Raw genomic sequence first — 19924 nt, 5'->3', positions numbered from 1 at the left:
TCAGTCCACGATGCCGTCGATGGTGACGGCCACCGGATCTTTGGCGTCGGCCAACGTCACCGGCCCGGCCTGGCCAACCAGATCGCCGGGCTGGGGCATGGCTTCTCCGGAGGCCGAGACGCGCACCGTCAGGCTGACCTCATCGACCTGCGAGATTCGCGCCATGGGCGCCATGGCATCGCTATCGTCAAGCGTCACCTCGAACGGTAGATCGGCCACCGTGGCGCGTTCGACGGCCAGCGGCGGCAGCTTGCCTTCGACGTCGCGGACCACCACGAATACCGTGTCGCTCTCGCTTACCTGCGAACGCAGGTGCTCGGCGAGGCTGACATTGACGGTCAGCGACGGGCCATCGCTCGGTGTCTCCGATGATTCGGGTGCCACACCCAGGCGCTGCCGGGCGGTGGCGATACCACTGCGCAGGGCCTCGGCGGCGTCGGGATTGCTCATGCCGGCAATGGCTCGCCGCCAGTAATCGATGGCATCCTCATAGCGGCCATGATCGAAGGCCTCGAGCCCCAACATGCTGAGTACCGTAGGCTGACGCGGGTCACGGGCCAGCACCTCGTCGGCCAGCGCCTGGACGTCATCGGTCAGGGTGCGATTGGCGACGAAGAATTCCATCTGCGCCAACTGGGCCAAAAGGTTGACTTGCCGGCCTTCCAGGGCGATCAACCGTTCGAGGGCGACGATGGCCTTGTCGAACTGGCCACTGTCGCGGTAGAGAGGAAACAGCGCCAGCCAGACCTTGGGGTTGTCGGGCTGGCGTTCGGCCTGCTCCTCGAAGCGTTCGATCAGCATCGTCAACGAGGCATCGGGGGAGTCGACCACCGCCTGGCGCGCGGCGAACAGCGCCAGGTCGCCTTCGGCTCCTTCGCGCTGATACCAGACGAGACTGGCCACTGCGAGGGCTACCATCAGCACCGGCACCAGGGCCCGGCCCGCCCGCGGCGACTTGAGCGGCGCATGACGGCGGGCCTGGGTATCCTCGAGCAGGCTGCGATCGAGCTCCAGGCGGCTCTCTTCGAAACGCGCCGCATCGATCTCGCCACGCTCGCGTGCCGCTTCCAGCGATGCCAGGCGACGCCGGTAGGCAGCCACGTTCTGCGCTTCGTCGCGCTGCTCGGTCTCGTAGGCCTGCTGGGCGGCATGCACCTCGGCGGCTCGCCGCAGCGGCAACACGACTAGCCACAGGGCCGGCAGCAACAGCAGCCCCAGCGCTATCCACAGCAGGTTCATCGTGTCCTCTCCCGGTTGATCAGTGCATCCAGCCGCTGACGCTCCTCATCGCTCAAGGCGCGGTTCGAGGCATTGCGCCGCGCCCGGACGATCAGGGCGATGACGACGGCCCCCAGCAGCACCAGGGCAGCCGGCAGCCCCCACAGCAGCCAGGTGCGATCGTTCAGGCGCGGATTGTAGAGTACGTAATCGCCGAAGCGATCGATCATGAAATCCTGAATCTCGCGGTCGGAGCGACCGTCTTCGAGCAGTTGCGCGACGCGCTCGCGCATGTCTTCGGCAATCGGCGAGTTGGAGTCGCCGATGGCCTGGTTGGCGCACTTGGGACAGCGCAGCGAGTCGACCAGGGACTCGTAGCGCTGCTGCAGGACAGGATCGTCGAACTGGCGTACCTCGATGGCTGCCGTCGCCACACCGGCGACGATCATCGCCAAGGCTATCAGGGCGGCAGACAGCAACTTGCGACTTGTCATTCGCTTCGCCATTTCTGCACCTCTGGCCATATCGTCCGTTCGACGTCTTCGGGCGTGATGTACCCGGTATGGTGATAGCGGATGATGCCGTCGGCATCGACCAGGAAGGTTTCCGGTGCGCCGTAAACGCCGAGATCGAAGCCTAGGCTGCCCTCGGGATCGAAGACGTTGACCTCGAAAGGGTTGCCGAACTCATCGAGGAACGCCTGCCCCTTGGCCCGGGTATCCTTGTAGTCGACACCCACCAGGCGTACGCCGCGCTCGGCCAGTTCCAGCAACTGAGGCATCTCCTGCTTGCAGGTCGGGCACCACTCGCCCCACACGTTGACCAGCGTGACCTGCCCCTGCAACAACGATTCGTCGACCGTGGCCTGGGGATCCTCCAGCGTGGCCAGTTCGAAGGCGGGAAACTCGCGGGCCAGTAGCGCCGAGTCGCGGTCGCTGGGGTTCATCGATAGCCCCTGATAGAGGAACACGGCGAGGACGGCAAAGAGCGCCAGGGGAATCAATAGCAACAGACGACGCTTCATGCCCGGGCCTCCTCGTACTCCTCATGTGGCTGCGAAGCGGTACGGCGTACCCGCCGATAGCGACGATCGACAACGGCCAACACTCCACCCAGCGCCATCAGCAGACCGCCAAGCCACAACCAGCGCACGAACGGTTTGTACTGAATGCGTAGCGCCCAAGCGCCATCGCCGAGATCCTCGCCCAATGCCACGTACAGGTCGCGCAGCAGACCGGGGCGCAGCGCGACGTCGGTCATCGGCATGCCCCGGGCGAGATAAACGCGCTTTTCCGGATACATGTTGAAAGCATGTTCGCCATCGTGACTGACGGCAATGGTGGCGGTATCGGCGATAAAGTTGGGGCCGCGCCGCTCACGCAAATCCTGCATGGTAAAGACATAGCCGGCGACCTCGGCGCTGTCGCCCGGGGCCAGGCGCACGTTACGCTCGATATTGTAGTGAGACACGACGGTGACCCCGACGATCGTCACCGCCAACCCCAGATGGCCCAGGAACATGCCCCAGTAGGCCGGCGTCAGGCGCCGCAGCCCGACATTGAGGGACGCGGCATTGCGCAGCTTGTCGAACAGATCGCAGGCCAGCGACAACGCCAGCCAAAGCGCCGTGGCCAGGCCCAACGACACCCACAGGTTCCATTCGCCGTCGTAGAGCAGCGGCATTACGGCGGCCAGCAGCAGCGCCGCTAGGCCGGCCCAGGCCAGACGCCGAAACAATTCACGCCCGGGCATGCGCTTCCAGCGCGCCACCGGCCCGAGTCCCATGACGATGCACAGCAGCACGGTGAGCGGCACGAACAAGGCGTTGAAGTACGGCGGGCCGACACTGATCTTGCCCAGGCCCAGGGCATCGAGCAGCAGCGGATAGATGGTACCCAGCAGTACGGTCACGGTCATGATGACCAGCACAATGTTGTTGGCCAAGAGCAGCGCATCGCGCGACAGCCAGCTGAACCCCACCAGGTGACTGACGCGTGGCGCGCGCAGGGCGAAGATCAGCAGCGACACGCCCACGGTCAGTCCCAGCAGCACCAGGATGAAGGTACCGCGCGCCGGATCGTTGGCGAAGGCGTGCACCGAGGTCAGCACCCCGGAGCGGACCAAGAAGGTGCCCAGCAGAGACAGCGAGAAGGTAATGATCGCCAGCAGCACCGTCCAGCTCTTGAAGCTGCCGCGCTTCTCGGTCACCGCCAGCGAATGCATTAGCGCCGTGCCGGCCAGCCAAGGCAACAGCGAGGCGTTCTCGACCGGGTCCCAGAACCACCAGCCGCCCCAGCCCAACTCGTAGTAGGCCCACCAGCTGCCCAGTGCGATACCCACGGTCAGAAACGCCCAGGCGATATTCGTCCAGGGCCGCGCCCAGCGCGTCCAGGCGGCATCCAGGCGGCCACCGATCAGGGCGGCAATGGCAAAGGCAAACACCACCGAGAAGCCCACATACCCCATGTAGAGCATTGGCGGGTGAATGATCAGGCCGAAATCCTGCAGCAGCGGGTTGAGGTCGGCGCCGTCCTGCGGCACGTCGGGCAGCAAACGCTCGAAGGGATTGGAAGTGATCAGGATGAACAGAATGAAGCCGACGCTGACCCAGCCCATCACGCCCAGCACCCGGGCCAGCATGTCGTGGGGCAGTTGTGACGAGAAACGGCTGACGGCGAAACCCCAGCCGCCCATCAACAGACTCCACAGCAGCACCGACCCTTCGTGGCTGCCCCACACGGCACTGAACTTGTAGTACCAGGGCAGCATCGAGTTGGAGTTGTTGGCGACGTAGGCCACGCTGAAATCGTCGATCAGGAAACTGGCGGTCAGGCAGAAATAGGCCAGCAGCAGGAACAGGAACTGCCCGTTGGCCATGGGTCGGGCGAAGGCCATCCACAGTGGACGCCGCGTCGCCGCACCGGCCATCGGCACCGTCGCCTGTAGTACGGCCATGAGCAGGGCCAGGATTAGCGCAAAGTGGCCGATTTCGGGAATGATCTTGTCCAGCATGGGCTTGCCTCTGCCTACTTGGCGATGGTCTCGGTGGGCATCTTGCCCTTCAGGGCCTCGGCCACCTCGGGCGGCATATAGTTCTCGTCGTGCTTGGCAAGCACTTGGTCGGCCCGCAACAGCCCATCGCCAACCAACTCACCGACCACCACCACCCCCTGCCCTTCGCGGAACAGGTCGGGCAGGATGCCGCTATAGCGCACTTCCAGGTCGCTCTCGTAATCGGTCACCAGAAAAGAGACATCGAGACTTTCACTGTCACGCTGCACGCTACCGGCCTTGACCATGCCACCGGCGCGAATCTGGCGCTCCAGGGGAGCCTCGCCGCTGGCAATCTGCGCCGGACTGAAGAACAGATTGATGTTGCTGCTCAGCGAATACAAGATCAGTCCCACGGCGATGGCGGCCAGGGTCACCAGACCGAGGATCAGATAGAGTCGCTGCTTGCGTTTAGGGTTCATGGGGCTCTCTTTCGCTCAGGTTACGCTCCCTGCGATTGCGCCGCTGAAGTTCACGGATCAGCTGGCGACGCTCAGCGCGGGCATGGAGCACGCTGGCTACCAACAACGCCGCGGTCACCCCCCAGGCGGACCACACATAGGGCGCATGTCCGCCCATGACGATCAAGGCATGCAACGAATCGAAGGCCATCAGTGTCGTCCCCCGGTCCGCTCTTCGACCAGCTCACGTACCCAGCGCTTGGCCGACTCCCGGCGCAGTATCTCGCTACGCGTACGCATCAGGATCAGGGCGATGAAGAAACAATAGAAGCCCAGCACCATCACCAGCAGGGGCAGCCACATTTCCGTCGGCATGGCCGGTCGCTCGGTGAGCGAGAAGGTCGCGGGCTGATGCAGGGTGTTCCACCATTCCACCGAATACTTGATGATCGGAATATTGACGACCCCGACCAGGGCCAGTACCGAGGCCGCCTTCGCGCCGCTATCGCGACTGGCGAAGGCGCCACGCAGGGCAATGACCCCCAGGTACAGAAACAGTTGGATCAGCATCGATGTCAGCCGGGCATCCCACACCCACCAGGTTCCCCAGGTCGGCACGCCCCACACGGCGCCGGAAAACAACGCCACGAAGGTCATCCCGGCACCGAACGGAGCGATGACGGCCGCCGCCATATCGGCGAGCTTGATCCTCCAGACCAGAAAGATACCGCCGGCGACCGCCAGGGCGACGAAGCACGACTGGGCGAGAATCGCTGCCGGCACGTGAACATAAATGATCCGGAAACTGTGGCCTTGCTGGTAATCGGCCGGGGCGAACGCCAGCCCCCAGACCGTTCCCACCACCAGCAACGTCGCTGCCGCCGCCCAGAACCAAGGCAGCAGCCGCGCACTGATGGCATAGAACCACTTGGGCGAACCCAGCTTATGTATGAAGGCCCACATGCGGCTACCTCAACCGTTGATACTGATCCGAAGTGCGGCGGCAATGGCCCAGGGGGCCAGCATCAGGGCCAGTGCCAGCAGGGCCCCGAGCAGCGCCAGATGTGGCGCGGCGCTTCCCCCCAATACCGCAACCTGTACTGCACCGGCCCCGAAGATGAGAATCGGGATGTACAGGGGCAAAACCAGCAACGACAGCAAGACACCGCCCCTTGCCAGCCCTACCGTCAAGGCGGCACCGATGGCACCGATCAGGCTCAGCGACGCACTACCCAACGCCAGCGACAGCGCCAGTACGACATAACTCCCGGGCGGTAGCGCCAGCATCACGCCGAGTAGCGGCGCCATCACGGCGAGAGGCAGCCCGGTGAGCAGCCAGTGCACCAATACCTTGGGCAACACCATCACCGGTAGCGGCTGGGGTGCAAGCAACAACTGCTCCAGACTGCCGTCGTCGAAGTCGCTTCGAAACAACACGTCCAGCGAAAGCTGCGTGGCCAGCAGCGCAGCGACCCACAGCAACCCCGGGGCGATCTCGGCCAACAGGTCGGTATCGGGAGAGATGCCCAGCGGGAACAGCATAATCACCAGGGCAAAGAACACCAGCGGGTTGATCACCTCGCCCCGCCGACGCAGCATCAGCGTCAGGTCGCGCTTTATCATCGCTCTTACGGCGACTGCCAAACCGGTGCTGGGTTCAACGACTTGCATGCTCTCTTCCAACGACTCGGTCATTCAGGATACGCCCAGCGACACACGACGCAATGCCGCCATGGGCGCCAGTTCGTGATGCGTCGTCAATATCACGCTGCCGCCTCGGGCGACATGCGCCTGCAGGCGAGCCTCGAGCGCAGCGACGCCCTGCCGGTCGATAGCGGTAAAGGGTTCGTCGAGGACCCACAACGGGCGCGGCGAAAGCAGCATACGGGCCAGCGCCGCCCGGCGTTGCTGGCCGGCGGACAGCTGAGCGACGGGTACGTCCTCGAAGCCGCACAGACCGATCTCGTCGAGGGCCGCCATCCGATCCGCCTCGCTACCCCGTTCGCCATTCAACGCCTGGTACCAGGCGAGGTTTTCCAGCGGGCTCAAGGCCGACTTGACGCCGGGCGCATGGCCCAGGTAAAGCAGATTGGCGAGAAAGGCGGTGCGGTTGCGCCGCATTGGGAGCCCGTTCCAGAGCAGTTCTCCGTCATGTTCGGCGAGCTGCCCCGACAGGATCTTGAGCAGTGTGGTCTTGCCACTGCCGTTGGGCCCTTCGACCCGCAGCATCTCACCTGGCTCTACGCTCAGATCGAGATTCGCGAACAGCCAGCGATCGTCGCGCTCGCAGCCCAGGCTGCGCCCTTCAAGGCGGAACGTCACCCCTTTCTCCCACCATTCATGGTTCGCTCGGCACTTTACACGCAAAGCCAATGAGCGACCAGCCGCGCTGCTGCGTCAGCCCGTCGCAGCCGTTGAATGCATGGCGCACCTGCGGTACGTGCCGCATTTGCCCGCCCCGCCACGCTTGCTATGATGCTGGCTTCATCGTCAGGAATCGCTACATGGATCGATGCTCGAGGTGGCGACAGGCGCGGACGCCGGCACTTCTTCACCACCCAGCGCGATTCCCAAGGGAGAAGGTCATGCAGCAAACGACTCCGCACTACCTGCACCGTCTACCCAACCTGCCACTGATCGATGGCGCGTGGGAAGAAATTGACGCGACCGATCTCGTCGAGATCCCCCTGCTTGGCCTGGTCACAGCCGGCCTGCCGATAGAGGCCTGTCCGGATGCAAGCAGCGTCAGGATTCCCTCGCGCATGGTGCGTCGCAACACCTATGCCCTGCGCGTACGCGGCAACTCGATGATCGACTGCAACATTCATGATGGCGACGTGATCATCATCGAGCGCTACGAATCCGCCGAGAACGGTGAAACCGCCGTGGTGATGATCAACAATCAGGAAGTCACGCTGAAGAAGCTCTATATCGACAAGTCCGGCGTCCGCCTGCAGCCGGCCAACGACACCATGGAACCGATCTACCTGAAGAACGACGACGTGCAGGTGCTTGGGCTGGTGATGGGCGTGATGCGGCAACCCAGTGTGGCGGCCTGATGCCCTACGCCATCCCCCGCCTCGATGAAGGGGCGTTCCACGTCGCCGAAATCGAGATCGAGCGCAGCCGCTTCATCGCCTGGGTATGCCATGCCCCCGATACGGCGCACTTCGAGGCTCTGCTCGCCCGGGCCCGCACGACCTATCCGGGCGCCAGTCATCATTGCAGCGCCTTCGTCGCCGGCCCGCCCGGCGAACAGACCGCCATCGGCTTCTCCGACGACGGCGAGCCCGGCGGCACCGCCGGCCGCCCGATGTTCCAGGTACTCGAGGGTGCCGCCATCGGCCAGATCGGCTGCGTAGTGACGCGCTACTTCGGCGGCACCAAGCTGGGCACCGGCGGGTTGGTACGCGCCTACTCCCAGGCCGTGCAGAAGGCGCTCGAGACCCTGCCACTGGCCGAATTCACCGAACGCCGTCACGTCAGGCTACACCTCGATTTCGCCGGCGAGGCGGAAGCCCGCCATTGGCTCGCCGGCCAGGCCATTCCCATCGCTGCCGCCGACTACGACGGCAGCGGCGTCATGCTCACCGTCGGCTGGCCGAGCGACGAACCGGTCGACCTCACCCCGCTCGAAGCCCGCCTCAAAGGCAATATCGCCCGCCTCGACTGACATCCGGACAAGGCTCGCTCTGTCACGATCGTAAGTCGTCACCCCAGGTACTTGATCATTACGCCGGCCGCCACGGCCGACCCGATGACCCCCGCCACGTTCGGTCCCATGGCATGCATCAGCAGAAAGTTGTGGGGGTTGTATTCCAGGCCGATCTTGTTGGAGACGCGCGCCGCCATGGGCACCGCGGAGACCCCGGCCGAGCCGATCAGCGGATTGATCGGCATCTTGCTCACGCGGTTCATCAACTTGGCCATCAGCACGCCACAGGCCGTACCGATGCCGAAGGCGACGATCCCCAGGCCGAGGATGCCGAGCGTTTCCACGGCCAGGAAACGGTCGGCGATCAGCTTGGAGCCCACCGACAGGCCGAGAAAGATGGTGACGATGTTGATCAGGGCGTTCTGCGCGGTGTCCGAGAGTCGCTCGACCACGCCGCATTCGCGCATCAGGTTGCCGAAGCAGAACATGCCCAGCAGCGGTGCGGCATCGGGCAGGAACAATACCACCAGGATCAGCAGCACCAGCGGGAAGCAGATCTTCTCGACCTTGGAGACCGGGCGCAGCTGCTTCATGACGATGCGGCGCTCGTCCTCGGTGGTCAGCGCGCGCATGATCGGCGGCTGGATCAGCGGGACCAGGGCCATGTAGGAGTAGGAGGCCACGGCAATCGCCCCCAGCAACTCCGGCGCCAGCAGGCTGGCGACATAGATCGAGGTCGGCCCGTCGGCGCCGCCGATGATGCCGATGGCAGCGGCCTGCTGAAGCGAGAAGTCCATCCAGCCCAGTGCCGTGAAGCCCACCGCACCGAGCAGCGTGGCGAAGATGCCGAACTGCGCCGCGGCGCCCAGGAACAGGGTGCGCGGATTAGCCAGCAGCGGGCCGAAATCGGTCATCGCGCCGACGCCCATGAAGATCACCAGCGGCGCGATGCCCGAGGCGATGGCCACGCTGTAGAAGTTGTAGAGCATGCCGTGGGTGAAACCGGCATCCATGGCGACATCATTGGCGGCCCGGATCAGCGCCGGTGAAACGTCGCCATGCAGCACCTCTCCGATCTGGTGACGCCAGGCGTCGAGCCCAGCCGTGGCGTCCAGGCCCAGGTTGAGCGCAGCGGCGACCTGCTCGAGCACCGCAGGCCGGGCCAGGTGTGCAGCCTGTTCGGCGGCCGACAGTGCCAGCCCGGCCTCGGGAATGTTGGCGAGAATGCCGCCGAAGCCGATCGGCACCAGCAGCAGCGGTTCGAATTTCTTGGCGATGGCCAGATAGAGCAGCAACAGCCCGACGACGATCATCACCGCCTGGCCGAGGCCCAGGTTGTAGAGCCCCGAGCCGTACCAGAGTGTCAGCAGTTTTTCCATGGCGCGGTATCCTTAAAGCACGATCAGGGTATCGCCGACCGATACGCTGTCGCCTTCCTTGACCTTGATCTCGGATACCGTGCCGGCATTGGCGGCACGCACTTCGGTTTCCATCTTCATGGCCTCGAGAATGATCACCACGTCGCCTTCGGCGACGCTGTCGCCCGGCTTGACGTTGACCTTGAAGATGTTGCCGGCCAGCGGTGCCGTCACCGTCTCGCCGGACGACGGCGCCGAGGCCTCGTCGCGGGAGACGGCGGTACCGCTAGCGGCGCCTTGTCCGCCACCGGCCTGGACCTGGCTGATGTCGCCGCCCTCGGCCACCTCGACCACGTACTGCTTGCCATTGACCGTGACCGTGTAGGTCTCCGGCCCGCTCGCCTCTGCCTGGGCACTCGCCGCCGGCGTTGTCGGCGCGTCCTTGGCAGGCGCCTGCGGCACCGGCTCGAAGGCATCGGGGTTGTCGCGGTTCTTGAGGAACTTGAGGCCGATCTGCGGGAACAGCGCATAGGTGAGCACGTCGTCGATCTCGCGCTCGCCCTCCTCCAGGCGGATACCCTCATCGCGCGCCTTGCTGCGCAGCTCTTCCTGCAGGCGATCCATTTCGGGGGCGAGGTTGTCCGCCGGGCGCACGGTGATCGGCTCGCCACCCTCGAGTACGCGGCTCTGCAGTTCCTTGTTGAACTCAGCTGGCGCGGCACCGTATTCGCCCTTGAGCAGGGCCTGGACCTCCTTGGAGATGGACTTGTAGCGCTCGCCCATCATCACGTTCATCACCGCCTGGGTACCGACGATCTGCGACGTCGGGGTGACCAGCGGGATGAAGCCCAGGTCTTCACGCACCCTGGGGATCTCGCTGAGCACGTCGTCGAGCTTGTCGCCGGCACCCTGCTCCTTGAGCTGACCTTCCATGTTGGTGAGCATGCCGCCCGGCACCTGGGCCAGCAGGATGCGTGAATCGATGCCCTTGAGTGCGCCCTCGAAGGCCGCGTACTTCTTGCGCACCTCGCGGAAGTAGGCGGCGATGTCCTCGAGCAGCGCCAGATCGAGCCCGGTGTCGCGCTCGGTCTCCTGCATGATCGCCACCACCGATTCGGTGGGACTGTGGCCGTAGGTCATCGACATCGAGGAGATCGCGGTATCGACAGTGTCGATGCCCGCCTCGACCGCCTTGACGATGGTCGCCGTCGACAGGCCGGTAGTGGCATGACAATGCAACTGGATCGGAATCGACAGATGCTGCTTGAGGCGCGACACCAGTTCATAGGCGGTGTATGGCGTGAGCAGACCGGCCATGTCCTTGATGGCGATGGAGTGGGCGCCCATGCCCTCGATGCGCCGGGCCAGATCGACCCAACCTTCGAGCGTGTGCACCGGGCTGACGGTATAGGAAATGGTGCCCTGGGCGTGACCGTCCTGCTCGATCACTGCCTGCAGTGCGCGTTCCAGGTTGCGCGGGTCGTTCATGGCATCGAATACGCGGAACACGTCGACGCCGTTGGTGCGCGCACGCTCGACGAATCGGTCCACCACATCATCGGCGTAATGCCGGTAACCGAGCAGATTCTGACCACGCAGCAGCATCTGCTGACGCGTGTTGGGCATCGCCTCCTTGAGTGCGCGAATCCGCGCCCAGGGATCCTCGCCCAGGTAACGGATGCAGGCGTCGAAGGTCGCCCCGCCCCACGACTCCACCGACCAGAAACCGACCCGGTCGAGCTTCTCGGCGATCGGCAGCATGTCGTCCAGGCGCAGGCGTGTGGCGAATAGCGATTGGTGGGCATCGCGCAGCACCACATCGGTGATGCCCAGTGGACGTCGATTCTCGGTCATGGATTATGGCCCTTTGTATCCCTTGAACGATGCTGGACGAGGCGCAACGCAGCTCCCGCCCGGCCTGATTTCCTTGTCTGCCTCAGCGCCGGTGCCGCTGGCGGTAACGGTGCACCGCCACACTGATCGCTGCCATCACGTCGTCGTCCGTCCGTGCAGGAGGCGGCGCCTGACGAGACGCTTCCTCCTTCACGGGCGCCGGCACGAAACGCATCACCAGGCGAGACATTCCGGTCGTGGCGAACACCAGCAACGTCAGGAAGACGAACACGAACCCCATGCCGAAGGCCATCAGGCTCAACCCTTCCTGTATCAGCTGCGAGTCACTCATCGCGGTCTCCTATCACTGCAGCAGCCTGTATCCTGTCGCTGCACCTCGGCAGCGGCATTGCACTTGGTACAATAACCTGCCTGAATTCACGGCGTTTGCAATCACACCATGGTTGGGTTGTCTCGTGGTTAATTTACTACATCGTGGCCGAATCGGCCTAGCGCCCATGGAAGGCACCATCGACGCGATCACCCGCGACCTGCTGACCATGCAGGAAGGTCTCGACTGGACCGTGACCGAGTTCGTACGCGTGGTCGATGCCCGTCTGCCGCCGCGCGTGTTCTATAAGCATTGTCCCGAACTGCGCGAGCCGTGCGTTGCGACCCCCAGCGGCATTCCGGTGCACCTACAGTTGCTAGGCTCCGACCCGCAGGCGCTTGCAGCCAATGCCCACCAGGCCATTCGCCTCGGCGCCACGGGGCTCGACCTCAACTTCGGGTGCCCTGCCAAGACGGTCAATCGCCACGACGGCGGCGCCTCGTTGCTGCGCGATCCCGAGCGTGTCTTTCGCGTCGTGGAGGCGGTCGCCAATGCGGCAGACGGTGCCGTGCCGGTCACTGCCAAGGTCCGCTTGGGCTTTGCCGACCGGCGACTGGCGCTGGCCTGTGCCGAGGCCGCCGAGGCCGGTGGTGCCCGTCATCTGGTCGTGCACGCACGCACGCGTAACGAAGGCTACCGACCGCCGGCCCACTGGGAGTGGATCGCGCGTATCCGTCATCAGTTGTCGATACCGGTCATTGCCAACGGCGATATCTGGACACTCGATGATTACTGGAAGGCACGCAGCCTATCCGGCTGCGAGGATGTGATGCTGGGGCGCGGCATGCTCGCCGACCCCGACCTGGCTCAACGCATCCGGCATTGGCAGCGCAGCGGAGAGCGCCTACCCGACACCCCCTGGATACGACGCGCCGCCATCCTGGAAGCCTATGCTCGCCGTCAGCAGGCCAACCTGCCCGACAAGGTCGTCGTCTCGCTGCTCAAGCAGTGGTTGAACCAGATGCGCGCCAGGGACGCGGAAGCTGCTGCGCGCTTTGCCATCCTGCGCCGGGAGACCCGCCTGGCAGCGTTCCTGGCAGGCCTGACGTCTCCCGAACCCTGCTCGCCCCAACACGGTAACCGGGCCTAGGAGCCAAGACCCACGTCGACGCCGCCGTGAACGAAAAAAAGGCGTGCCACAAAGGGCACGCCTGAAGCGATCGACGAACGCTTCACCGGATGGCAAAGCCTTCTATGCAGTCATGGAAAAATCTGTCGTATAAAACAGAACACGCCCTCCAAAAGGAGGGCGTGTAAGGAATCTGGCGCGCCCGGGAGGATTCGAACCTCCGACCACCTGATTCGTAGTCAGGTACTCTATCCAGCTGAGCTACGGGCGCTAATCGAACATATCTGTGGCGCGTTCCGCAATCCGGAACATGACAGAGCGTTTCATTACTTCAGCTACAAGCGACTCTGTCATAAGCAAGATGGCGCGCCCGGGAGGATTCGAACCTCCGACCACCTGATTCGTAGTCAGGTACTCTATCCAGCTGAGCTACGGGCGCTTGATCTCATGGCGAACCATGGACATCGTTGCTGTGCCGATGCCATTCCACAGCTTTGAATGGCGGAGAGAGAGGGATTCGAACCCTCGATAGGGCTATAAACCCTATACTCCCTTAGCAGGGGAGCGCCTTCAGCCACTCGGCCATCTCTCCCTCATCAACACGGCGCGTAGGTTACCGATTCTGCTGGTCCTTGTCCACCCTCAAGCGGGATTTTTCTACAAGTGGCACTGGAGCCCACCGGAATGACCGAACTCCCGTCGCTGGACGAACGTCTACGGGGCCCTGGCATCTTATTGTTTTATTGCTGTCACAACACCCCGCTACACTTCAGCGATTGCCGCTATTGTCATCGTCATCGGATCGTTCGCGCTGAATGCGTTGATAAATCTCTTCACGATGTACTGCAACGTCCTTCGGTGCATTGACACCAATGCGAACCTGGTTACCTTTCACACCTAGCACGGTGACGGTAATCTCGTCACCTATCATCAACGTTTCGCCAACACGGCGAGTCAGGATGAGCATGCTGATCTCCTTTCAGACTTCTTCCAACGGGGTGCACTGCGCCTATTTGGAACCTGGGCCGGCACGATTATGCGACATACACGACTCCATGACCAATTGGGGCGTAATGACACCTGATAGTTTCGTTGAATGAAAGGCCGACCACGGCCTTTCGGTATCCCTACACCCCCAGCGTAGAACGCATGTACAACTCTGCACTCCGTTACTCGCTTTCCACGCTGTCTTTGTCCAGACCGAAGGCTTTGTGCAGGGAACGCACGGCCAATTCCATCTGCTTTTCATCTATAACGACTGAAATCTTGATTTCTGAAGTCGAGACCATGCGGATGTTAATGTTTTCCTCGGCCAGCGTGCGGAACATCTTGGACGCCACCCCGGCGTGGGAGCGCATGCCGACACCGACGAGAGACACCTTGGCGATATTGTCGTCGCCACGCAGTTCACCGCCCCCGAGGTCGGGAATGACCTGATCCTTGAGGATCTTCATGGTCTGCTTGTAGTCACCCTTGGCGACGGTGAAGGTGAAGTCGGTGTAATCTCCTGCCGGCGCCACGTTCTGGACGATCATGTCGACTTCGATGTTGGCATCGGCGATCGGGCCCAGGATGCGCGAGGCCACGCCCGGCACGTCCGGCGTGTTGAGCAGGGTCAGCTTGGCTTCGTTAGCGGTAAAGGCGATGCCGGAAATGAGCGGCTCTTCCATGGAATCCTCTTCTTCATCTGATTCTGCGACGATCAGGGTCCCCGGGCCATCCTCGAAGCTGGACAGCACGCGCAGGGGCACGTTGTACTTGCCGGCGAACTCGACGGCACGGATCTGCAAGACCTTGGAGCCCAGACTCGCCAGCTCGAGCATCTCTTCGACGGTAACGGTCTCGAGACGCTGCGCCTTGGCGCAGACACGCGGGTCGGTGGTGTAGACGCCATCGACGTCGGTATAGATCTGGCACTCGTCGGCCTTGAGCGCTGCAGCCAACGCCACACCAGTGGTATCGGAACCGCCGCGCCCTAGCGTGGTGATGTTGCCTTCCTCATCGACCCCCTGGAAGCCGGCGACAACGATGACCTTGCCCTCGGCAAGATCTGCACGCACATCGTCGGTCTCGATGCGCTGGATACGCGCCTTGGTGTGCGCACTGTCGGTCTGGATGCCGACTTGCGCGCCGGTGTAGGACGTCGCCGGCACCCCCAGTTTCTGCAGGGCCATGGCCAGCAACGAGATCGTCACCTGCTCGCCGGTGGACACCAGCATGTCCATCTCGCGCGGCGTCGGCTCGTCGTTGATCTGCCCGGCAAGCTCGATGAGGCGATTGGTCTCGCCACTCATTGCCGAGACGACGACGACGACCTGGTGGCCATCGTCACGAAACCGCTTGACCTTGTCGGCCACGGCCTTGATGCGCTCTACCGAGCCCACCGAGGTGCCGCCGAATTTCTGTACGTATAGCGCCATAACATGCCTATCCGTGGTGTTCGTGAATGAAAACGTCGAAACCCGAACGTCAACTATAAAGCTCGAACGTCACATACAAGAAAGGGCCGAGGCAATCCGCCACCCGGCCCTTGACTCGATTCTAGCTCAGTTGCGACGAGACCCACTCCGGCACACTGGCCAGCGCGCCGGGCAGCGCAGCCCCATCGCTGCCCCCCGCCTGGGCCATGTCGGCCCGGCCGCCCCCCTTGCCGCCGACCTGAGCCGCCACATGATTGACCAGCTCACCGGCCCTGATGCGCGAGGTCAGGTCGTCGGTCACGCCGGCGATCAGGCTGACCTTGCCACCTTCCGCCGCGCCCAGCACCAAAATGCCGGAGCCCAGCTTGTTCTTGAGCTGATCCATGAGGCCACGCAGCTCCTTGCCGGACACGCCCTCGACCTGCTTGGCCAGCACCTTGACGCCGGCAACGTCACTGGCCTCGGCCAGCATGTCGCTGCTCGCTGCACTGGCCAGCTTGGCCTTGAGCCGCTCCAGTTCCTTCTCCAAGGTCCGGTTGCGTTCGATCAACGACTCGACACGCTCCTCGACCTGCTCGGGCTTGGCCTTGAGGCGTTCGCCAAGGCGCACGAGGCTGGCTTCCTGATCGCGGAAGTAGTCGAGTGCCCCCTCCCCGGTCACCGCCTCGATGCGCCGCACGCCGGCAGCAATGCCGGTCTCGGCGAGAATGTGGAAGGCACCGATATCGCCGCTGCGCGCCACATGGGTGCCGCCGCATAGTTCGATGGAGAAATCGTCGGCACCGATGGTCAGCACGCGCACGTCGTCGCCGTACTTGGCTTCGAACAACGCAGCCGCTCCCTTGGCCTTGGCCTCGTCGAGCGTCATGTGCTCGATACATGTAGCGGCGTTGGCCAGGACCTGCTGGTTGACGATGGCTTCCACCTCGGCGAGCTGTTCGCGGGTCATGGCCTCGAAATGACTGAAGTCGAAACGCAGCCGCTCGGCGCTAACCAACGAGCCCTTCTGCTGGACGTGATCGCCGAGCACCCGCTTGAGCGCCTCGTGGAGCAGGTGGGTCGCCGAGTGATTGCGCATGGTCGCGGCACGCAGACTGGCATCGACGCGTGGGCGTACCGTGCCGCCCACACTCAGGCGGCCAGCGACGACTACCCCATGATGCAAGTGATGCCCGGCCTGCTTCTGGGTGTCGGTGACCTGAAAGCGCACGCCGTCGGCTTCGAGATAACCGGTATCGCCGACCTGGCCGCCCGACTCGCCGTAGAACGGGGTGCGGTCGAGAACGACCACGCCCTTGGCGCCCTCGTCGAGTTCAGCGAGAGCATTGCCGCTCTCGTCGACCAGGGCGGTGATACGGGCCTCGCCCTCCAACTGGTCATAGCCGGTGAATTCGGTCTTGCCTTCGACCTCGACGCTGGCCGAGTAATCGGCACCGAACTGACTGGCGGCACGCGCCCGCTCGCGCTGCGCCTCGAGTTCGCGCTGGAAGCCCACCTCGTCCAGGGTCACGCCGCGTTCGCGGCAGATGTCGGCGGTCAGGTCGTAGGGGAAGCCGTAAGTGTCGTAGAGCTTGAAGACGGTTTCGCCGGGCAGCGTATCGCCGGACAGCTCGCCGAGTGCCGCCTCGAGCAGGCCCATGCCGTGATCGAGCGTACGCGCGAACTGCTCTTCTTCCTTGAGCAGGACCTTCTCGATCTGCGCGCGCGCCTTGCGCAGCTCCGGATAGGCATCGCCCATCTCGGCATCCAGTGCGGCGACCAGCTTGTGGAAGAACGCCTCGCGGGCACCGAGCTTGTGACCGTGACGGATGGCGCGACGAATGATCCGGCGCAGCACGTAGCCGCGTCCTTCATTGGAGGGCAGCACGCCATCGGTGATCAGGAACGCACAGGAACGGATATGGTCGGCAATGACACGCAGTGACGGCGTCGTGGTATCGCCGTGCCCGATGATCTCGGCGGCGGCCTCGAGCAGGTTCTGGAACAGGTCGATCTCGTAGTTGGAATGCACGCCCTGCAGCACCGCGGCGACACGCTCCAGCCCCATGCCGGTGTCGATCGACGGCTTGGGCAACGGGTTCAGGTTGCCGGCGGCATCGCGATCGAACTGCATGAAGACCAGGTTCCAGATCTCGATGTAGCGATCGCCATCCTCGTCCGGGCTGCCGGGAGGGCCACCGAAGACGTCGGGGCCGTGATCGAAGAAGATCTCCGACGACGGGCCGCAGGGGCCTGTATCGCCCATCTGCCAGAAGTTGTCCTCGTCGAGTCGCGAGAAGCGCTCGGGGTCGATACCGATCTCTTCCTTCCAGATCTTCTCGGCCTCGTCGTCGCTGACGTGCACCGTGACCCACAACTTCTCGGCGGGTAGCCCCAGGCGCTCGGTGAGGAACGTCCAGGCGAAGCGAATGGCATCGCGCTTGAAATAGTCGCCGAAGCTGAAATTGCCCAGCATTTCGAAGAAGGTGTGGTGACGTGCGGTGTAGCCGACGTTATCGAGATCGTTGTGCTTGCCGCCCGCGCGCACGCAGCGCTGCGCCGATGTCGCGCGCACGTAGGGGCGCGGATCGCGGCCCAGGAAGACGTCCTTGAACGGCACCATGCCGGCATTGGTGAACAGCAGGGTCGGATCGTTGTCCGGCACCAGCGAGCTCGACGGTACGATGGTGTGCCCCTGCTCTTCGAAGAAGGTCAAAAAGGCCTGTCTGATGTCTGCGCTTTTCATAGAAAACCCGTGGAAATGAGCGTTTGGCGCTGCGGGCGAGCGGTCACCACCCAAAACTTGGGTAGCCGATGGCTTGGCGTGAACGAAAAGGCGCCACCCGGGGCCGTAAGCAAGGCGCACTAGTATAACGCACTTGTCAAGCGACTAAAGGGGCAAAAGGGAAAGGAGGGAAACTAAGCGTGGTCCCAGGCATGCGCCAATGCATGACGCACCTGGTCGAAGTCGAAGCCGCGCCCGGCCAGGAAGCGTTCCCGCCGGGCGCGTTCCCGCGGCCCCTCGCCGGGGCCGGTAAAGCGTTTGGCCAAAGTTTCACAGGCCAGCGCGCACCAGTCCACCGCCTCGCGGGCCTGGGCCTCGTCGAATGCCTGTCGGGCCTGTTCGGCGGCAATGCCGCGCTCACCGAGTTCGGCACGAATCTTGATCGGGCCCTGCCCGCGAGCGATGCGTGAACGCACGAATATCTCGGCGAAGCGTTCGTCGGATTGCAGCCCTTCGGCGGCCAGCGCATCGAGGGCCCGCTCGATATCATCGAGCGCATGACCCTTGGCGCCCAGGCGGCGCTCCAGCTCGGCGCGAGCGTACTCGCGCCGAGCCAGCAGGCGAATGGCATCGTCGCGTGGCGAGCTTTCCTGGGGCGAAACGCGGCCGGACATGACGGAGGTTACAGCAGCGTATCGTCGTTATCGTCGTCGATGGCCGCCGCTTCCTGTTCCGGCTGGGCATCCTTGGCCTTGGGCTCGACCGTGGTCAGCAACTGGGCGCGGATCTGGCTCTCGATCTCTTCCATGATCGCCGGATTGTCCTCGAGGAACTGGGCCGCGTTGGCCTTGCCCTGACCGATCTTGTTGCCCTGATAGCTGTACCAGGCGCCCGCCTTATCGACCAGCTTGCACTGTACGCCCAGGTCGACCACCTCGCCGGCATGGTAGATGCCCTTGCCGTAGAGGATCTGGAACTCGGCCTGGCGAAACGGCGGCGACACCTTGTTCTTGACGACCTTGACGCGGGTCTCGTTGCCGGTCACCTCGTCGCCCTGCTTGACCGAACCGGTACGGCGGATATCGAGGCGCACACTGGAGTAGAACTTGAGTGCGTTACCGCCGGTGGTGGTTTCGGGACTACCGAACATCACACCGATCTTCATGCGGATCTGGTTGATGAACACCACCATGCAGTTGGCGTTCTTGATATTACCGGTGATCTTGCGCAAGGCCTGGGACATCAGGCGGGCCTGCAGGCCGACGTGAGAGTCGCCCATTTCGCCTTCGATCTCGGCACGCGGCGTCAGGGCGGCCACCGAGTCGATGATGATCACGTCGACCCCGCCGGAGCGCACCAGCATGTCGCAGATTTCCAGCGCCTGTTCGCCGGTGTCCGGCTGCGAGACCAACAGGTCGTCGAGGTTGACGCCCAGCTTCTCGGCGTAGCTCGGATCGAGCGCATGCTCGGCATCGATGAAGGCGCAGGTCTTGCCCTGCTTCTGGGCCTGGGCGATGACCGACAGGGTCAGCGTGGTCTTGCCCGAGGACTCCGGCCCGAAGATCTCGACGACACGACCCAGCGGTAGACCGCCGATGCCCAGAGCGATATCCAGACCCAGAGAGCCGGTGGAAATCGACGGCATCGTCACACGAGGCGTGTCGCCCAGGCGCATCACGGTACCCTTGCCAAACTGACGCTCGATCTGCGAGAGCGCCGCGTTGAGCGCTTTGGAACGGTTATCGTCCTGTGCCATGAATGTCTCCTGATAGCACGTGTAGGTTGGCGCGATACCCGGTTCTGGGCTCGCATCGCCAGCGTCGA

At 63.7% G+C, this 19924-nt stretch carries 20 protein-coding genes and 3 tRNA genes; 3 read left to right on the top strand and 20 right to left on the bottom strand.

Going from position 1 to position 19924, the window contains the following annotated elements:
- From ccmI to ccmA, 9 genes are read right to left on the bottom strand one after another with little or no spacing between them, the layout of a single operon-like run.
- A complete protein-coding gene (ccmI, locus tag MHM84_RS16970; RefSeq protein ID WP_239267524.1) occupies window positions 1-1239 on the bottom strand; it encodes a c-type cytochrome biogenesis protein CcmI in 1239 nt (412 codons plus the stop codon).
- On the bottom strand, window positions 1236-1712 hold the full coding sequence (locus MHM84_RS16965; protein WP_239267523.1) for a cytochrome c-type biogenesis protein: 477 nt from the start codon (window positions 1710-1712) through the stop codon (window positions 1236-1238). The genes ccmI and MHM84_RS16965 overlap by 4 nt, the downstream gene beginning before the upstream one ends.
- Window positions 1709-2242, bottom strand: a complete 534-nt coding sequence (locus tag MHM84_RS16960; protein ID WP_239267522.1) for a DsbE family thiol:disulfide interchange protein — start codon at window positions 2240-2242, stop codon at window positions 1709-1711. The genes MHM84_RS16965 and MHM84_RS16960 overlap by 4 nt, the downstream gene beginning before the upstream one ends.
- Window positions 2239-4230 (bottom strand): heme lyase CcmF/NrfE family subunit, encoded by a 1992-nt coding sequence (locus MHM84_RS16955; protein WP_239267521.1) that lies wholly within the window; start codon window positions 4228-4230, stop codon window positions 2239-2241. The genes MHM84_RS16960 and MHM84_RS16955 overlap by 4 nt, the downstream gene beginning before the upstream one ends.
- A 14-nt stretch (window positions 4231-4244) precedes the next feature.
- The gene (gene ccmE / locus MHM84_RS16950; protein ID WP_239267520.1) at window positions 4245-4691 is read right to left on the bottom strand and encodes a cytochrome c maturation protein CcmE; all 447 of its coding nucleotides are present in this window, start codon (window positions 4689-4691) and stop codon (window positions 4245-4247) included.
- Window positions 4681-4881 carry a heme exporter protein CcmD gene (gene ccmD / locus MHM84_RS16945; protein ID WP_239267519.1) on the bottom strand — a complete coding sequence of 67 codons (201 nt, stop codon included), beginning with the start codon at window positions 4879-4881 and terminating at the stop codon, window positions 4681-4683. Before ccmD ends, ccmE begins: the two co-directional genes overlap by 11 nt.
- On the bottom strand, window positions 4881-5633 hold the full coding sequence (locus MHM84_RS16940) for a heme ABC transporter permease (protein WP_239267518.1): 753 nt from the start codon (window positions 5631-5633) through the stop codon (window positions 4881-4883). Before MHM84_RS16940 ends, ccmD begins: the two co-directional genes overlap by 1 nt.
- Before the next feature lie 9 nt (window positions 5634-5642).
- A complete protein-coding gene (gene ccmB / locus MHM84_RS16935) occupies window positions 5643-6341 on the bottom strand; it encodes a heme exporter protein CcmB (protein WP_343218296.1) in 699 nt (232 codons plus the stop codon).
- A gap of 24 nt (window positions 6342-6365) precedes the next feature.
- Window positions 6366-6992 (bottom strand): cytochrome c biogenesis heme-transporting ATPase CcmA, encoded by a 627-nt coding sequence (gene ccmA, locus MHM84_RS16930; protein WP_239267516.1) that lies wholly within the window; start codon window positions 6990-6992, stop codon window positions 6366-6368.
- A 263-nt stretch (window positions 6993-7255) separates the two neighbouring features.
- Here ccmA and MHM84_RS16925 point away from each other — a divergent pair, with 263 nt between their 5' ends.
- Entirely contained in the window at window positions 7256-7729 is a 474-nt protein-coding gene (locus tag MHM84_RS16925) for a LexA family transcriptional regulator (protein WP_239267515.1), read from the top strand.
- The gene (locus MHM84_RS16920; RefSeq protein ID WP_239267514.1) at window positions 7729-8343 is read left to right on the top strand and encodes a YigZ family protein; all 615 of its coding nucleotides are present in this window, start codon (window positions 7729-7731) and stop codon (window positions 8341-8343) included. Before MHM84_RS16925 ends, MHM84_RS16920 begins: the two co-directional genes overlap by 1 nt.
- A 38-nt stretch (window positions 8344-8381) precedes the next feature.
- Here the strand turns inward: MHM84_RS16920 and MHM84_RS16915 are convergent, their stop codons facing one another.
- The 3 genes from MHM84_RS16915 to MHM84_RS16905 form a co-directional block, all read right to left on the bottom strand.
- On the bottom strand, window positions 8382-9704 hold the full coding sequence (locus MHM84_RS16915; RefSeq protein WP_239267513.1) for a sodium ion-translocating decarboxylase subunit beta: 1323 nt from the start codon (window positions 9702-9704) through the stop codon (window positions 8382-8384).
- Window positions 9705-9716: 12 nt separating this feature from the next.
- Window positions 9717-11537, bottom strand: a complete 1821-nt coding sequence (gene oadA, locus MHM84_RS16910; RefSeq protein WP_239267512.1) for a sodium-extruding oxaloacetate decarboxylase subunit alpha — start codon at window positions 11535-11537, stop codon at window positions 9717-9719.
- Between the two features lie 82 nt (window positions 11538-11619).
- Entirely contained in the window at window positions 11620-11868 is a 249-nt protein-coding gene (locus MHM84_RS16905) for an OadG family transporter subunit (RefSeq protein ID WP_239267511.1), read from the bottom strand.
- 166 nt (window positions 11869-12034) lie between these two features.
- Here MHM84_RS16905 and MHM84_RS16900 point away from each other — a divergent pair, with 166 nt between their 5' ends.
- On the top strand, window positions 12035-12997 hold the full coding sequence (locus tag MHM84_RS16900) for a tRNA-dihydrouridine synthase family protein (protein ID WP_239267510.1): 963 nt from the start codon (window positions 12035-12037) through the stop codon (window positions 12995-12997).
- A 173-nt stretch (window positions 12998-13170) separates the two neighbouring features.
- Here the strand turns inward: MHM84_RS16900 and MHM84_RS16895 are convergent.
- The 8 genes from MHM84_RS16895 to recA all read right to left on the bottom strand — a co-directional run bounded on the left by MHM84_RS16895 (window position 13171) and on the right by recA (window position 19856).
- Window positions 13171-13247: transfer RNA gene (locus MHM84_RS16895), tRNA-Arg, on the bottom strand.
- Between the two features lie 91 nt (window positions 13248-13338).
- A tRNA-Arg gene (locus MHM84_RS16890) sits at window positions 13339-13415 on the bottom strand.
- 60 nt (window positions 13416-13475) lie between these two features.
- Window positions 13476-13568: transfer RNA gene (locus MHM84_RS16885), tRNA-Ser, on the bottom strand.
- A 177-nt stretch (window positions 13569-13745) separates the two neighbouring features.
- Window positions 13746-13943, bottom strand: coding sequence for a carbon storage regulator CsrA (gene csrA / locus MHM84_RS16880; RefSeq protein ID WP_239267509.1), 198 nt, complete (start codon window positions 13941-13943; stop codon window positions 13746-13748).
- A gap of 202 nt (window positions 13944-14145) precedes the next feature.
- Entirely contained in the window at window positions 14146-15396 is a 1251-nt protein-coding gene (locus MHM84_RS16875; protein ID WP_239267508.1) for an aspartate kinase, read from the bottom strand.
- 121 nt (window positions 15397-15517) lie between these two features.
- A complete protein-coding gene (gene alaS, locus MHM84_RS16870; protein ID WP_239267507.1) occupies window positions 15518-18121 on the bottom strand; it encodes an alanine--tRNA ligase in 2604 nt (867 codons plus the stop codon).
- Between the two features lie 173 nt (window positions 18122-18294).
- On the bottom strand, window positions 18295-18774 hold the full coding sequence (locus MHM84_RS16865; RefSeq protein ID WP_239267506.1) for a regulatory protein RecX: 480 nt from the start codon (window positions 18772-18774) through the stop codon (window positions 18295-18297).
- Between the two features lie 8 nt (window positions 18775-18782).
- Window positions 18783-19856 carry a recombinase RecA gene (recA, locus tag MHM84_RS16860; protein ID WP_239267505.1) on the bottom strand — a complete coding sequence of 358 codons (1074 nt, stop codon included), beginning with the start codon at window positions 19854-19856 and terminating at the stop codon, window positions 18783-18785.
- Window positions 19857-19924: the final 68 nt, after the last annotated feature.

The organism is Halomonas sp. McH1-25, from assembly GCF_022348165.1.
Classification (GTDB): domain Bacteria; phylum Pseudomonadota; class Gammaproteobacteria; order Pseudomonadales; family Halomonadaceae; genus Modicisalibacter.
The sequence above is the reverse complement of the archived record's forward strand: the minus strand, read 5'-3'. Positions and strand labels throughout refer to the sequence as shown.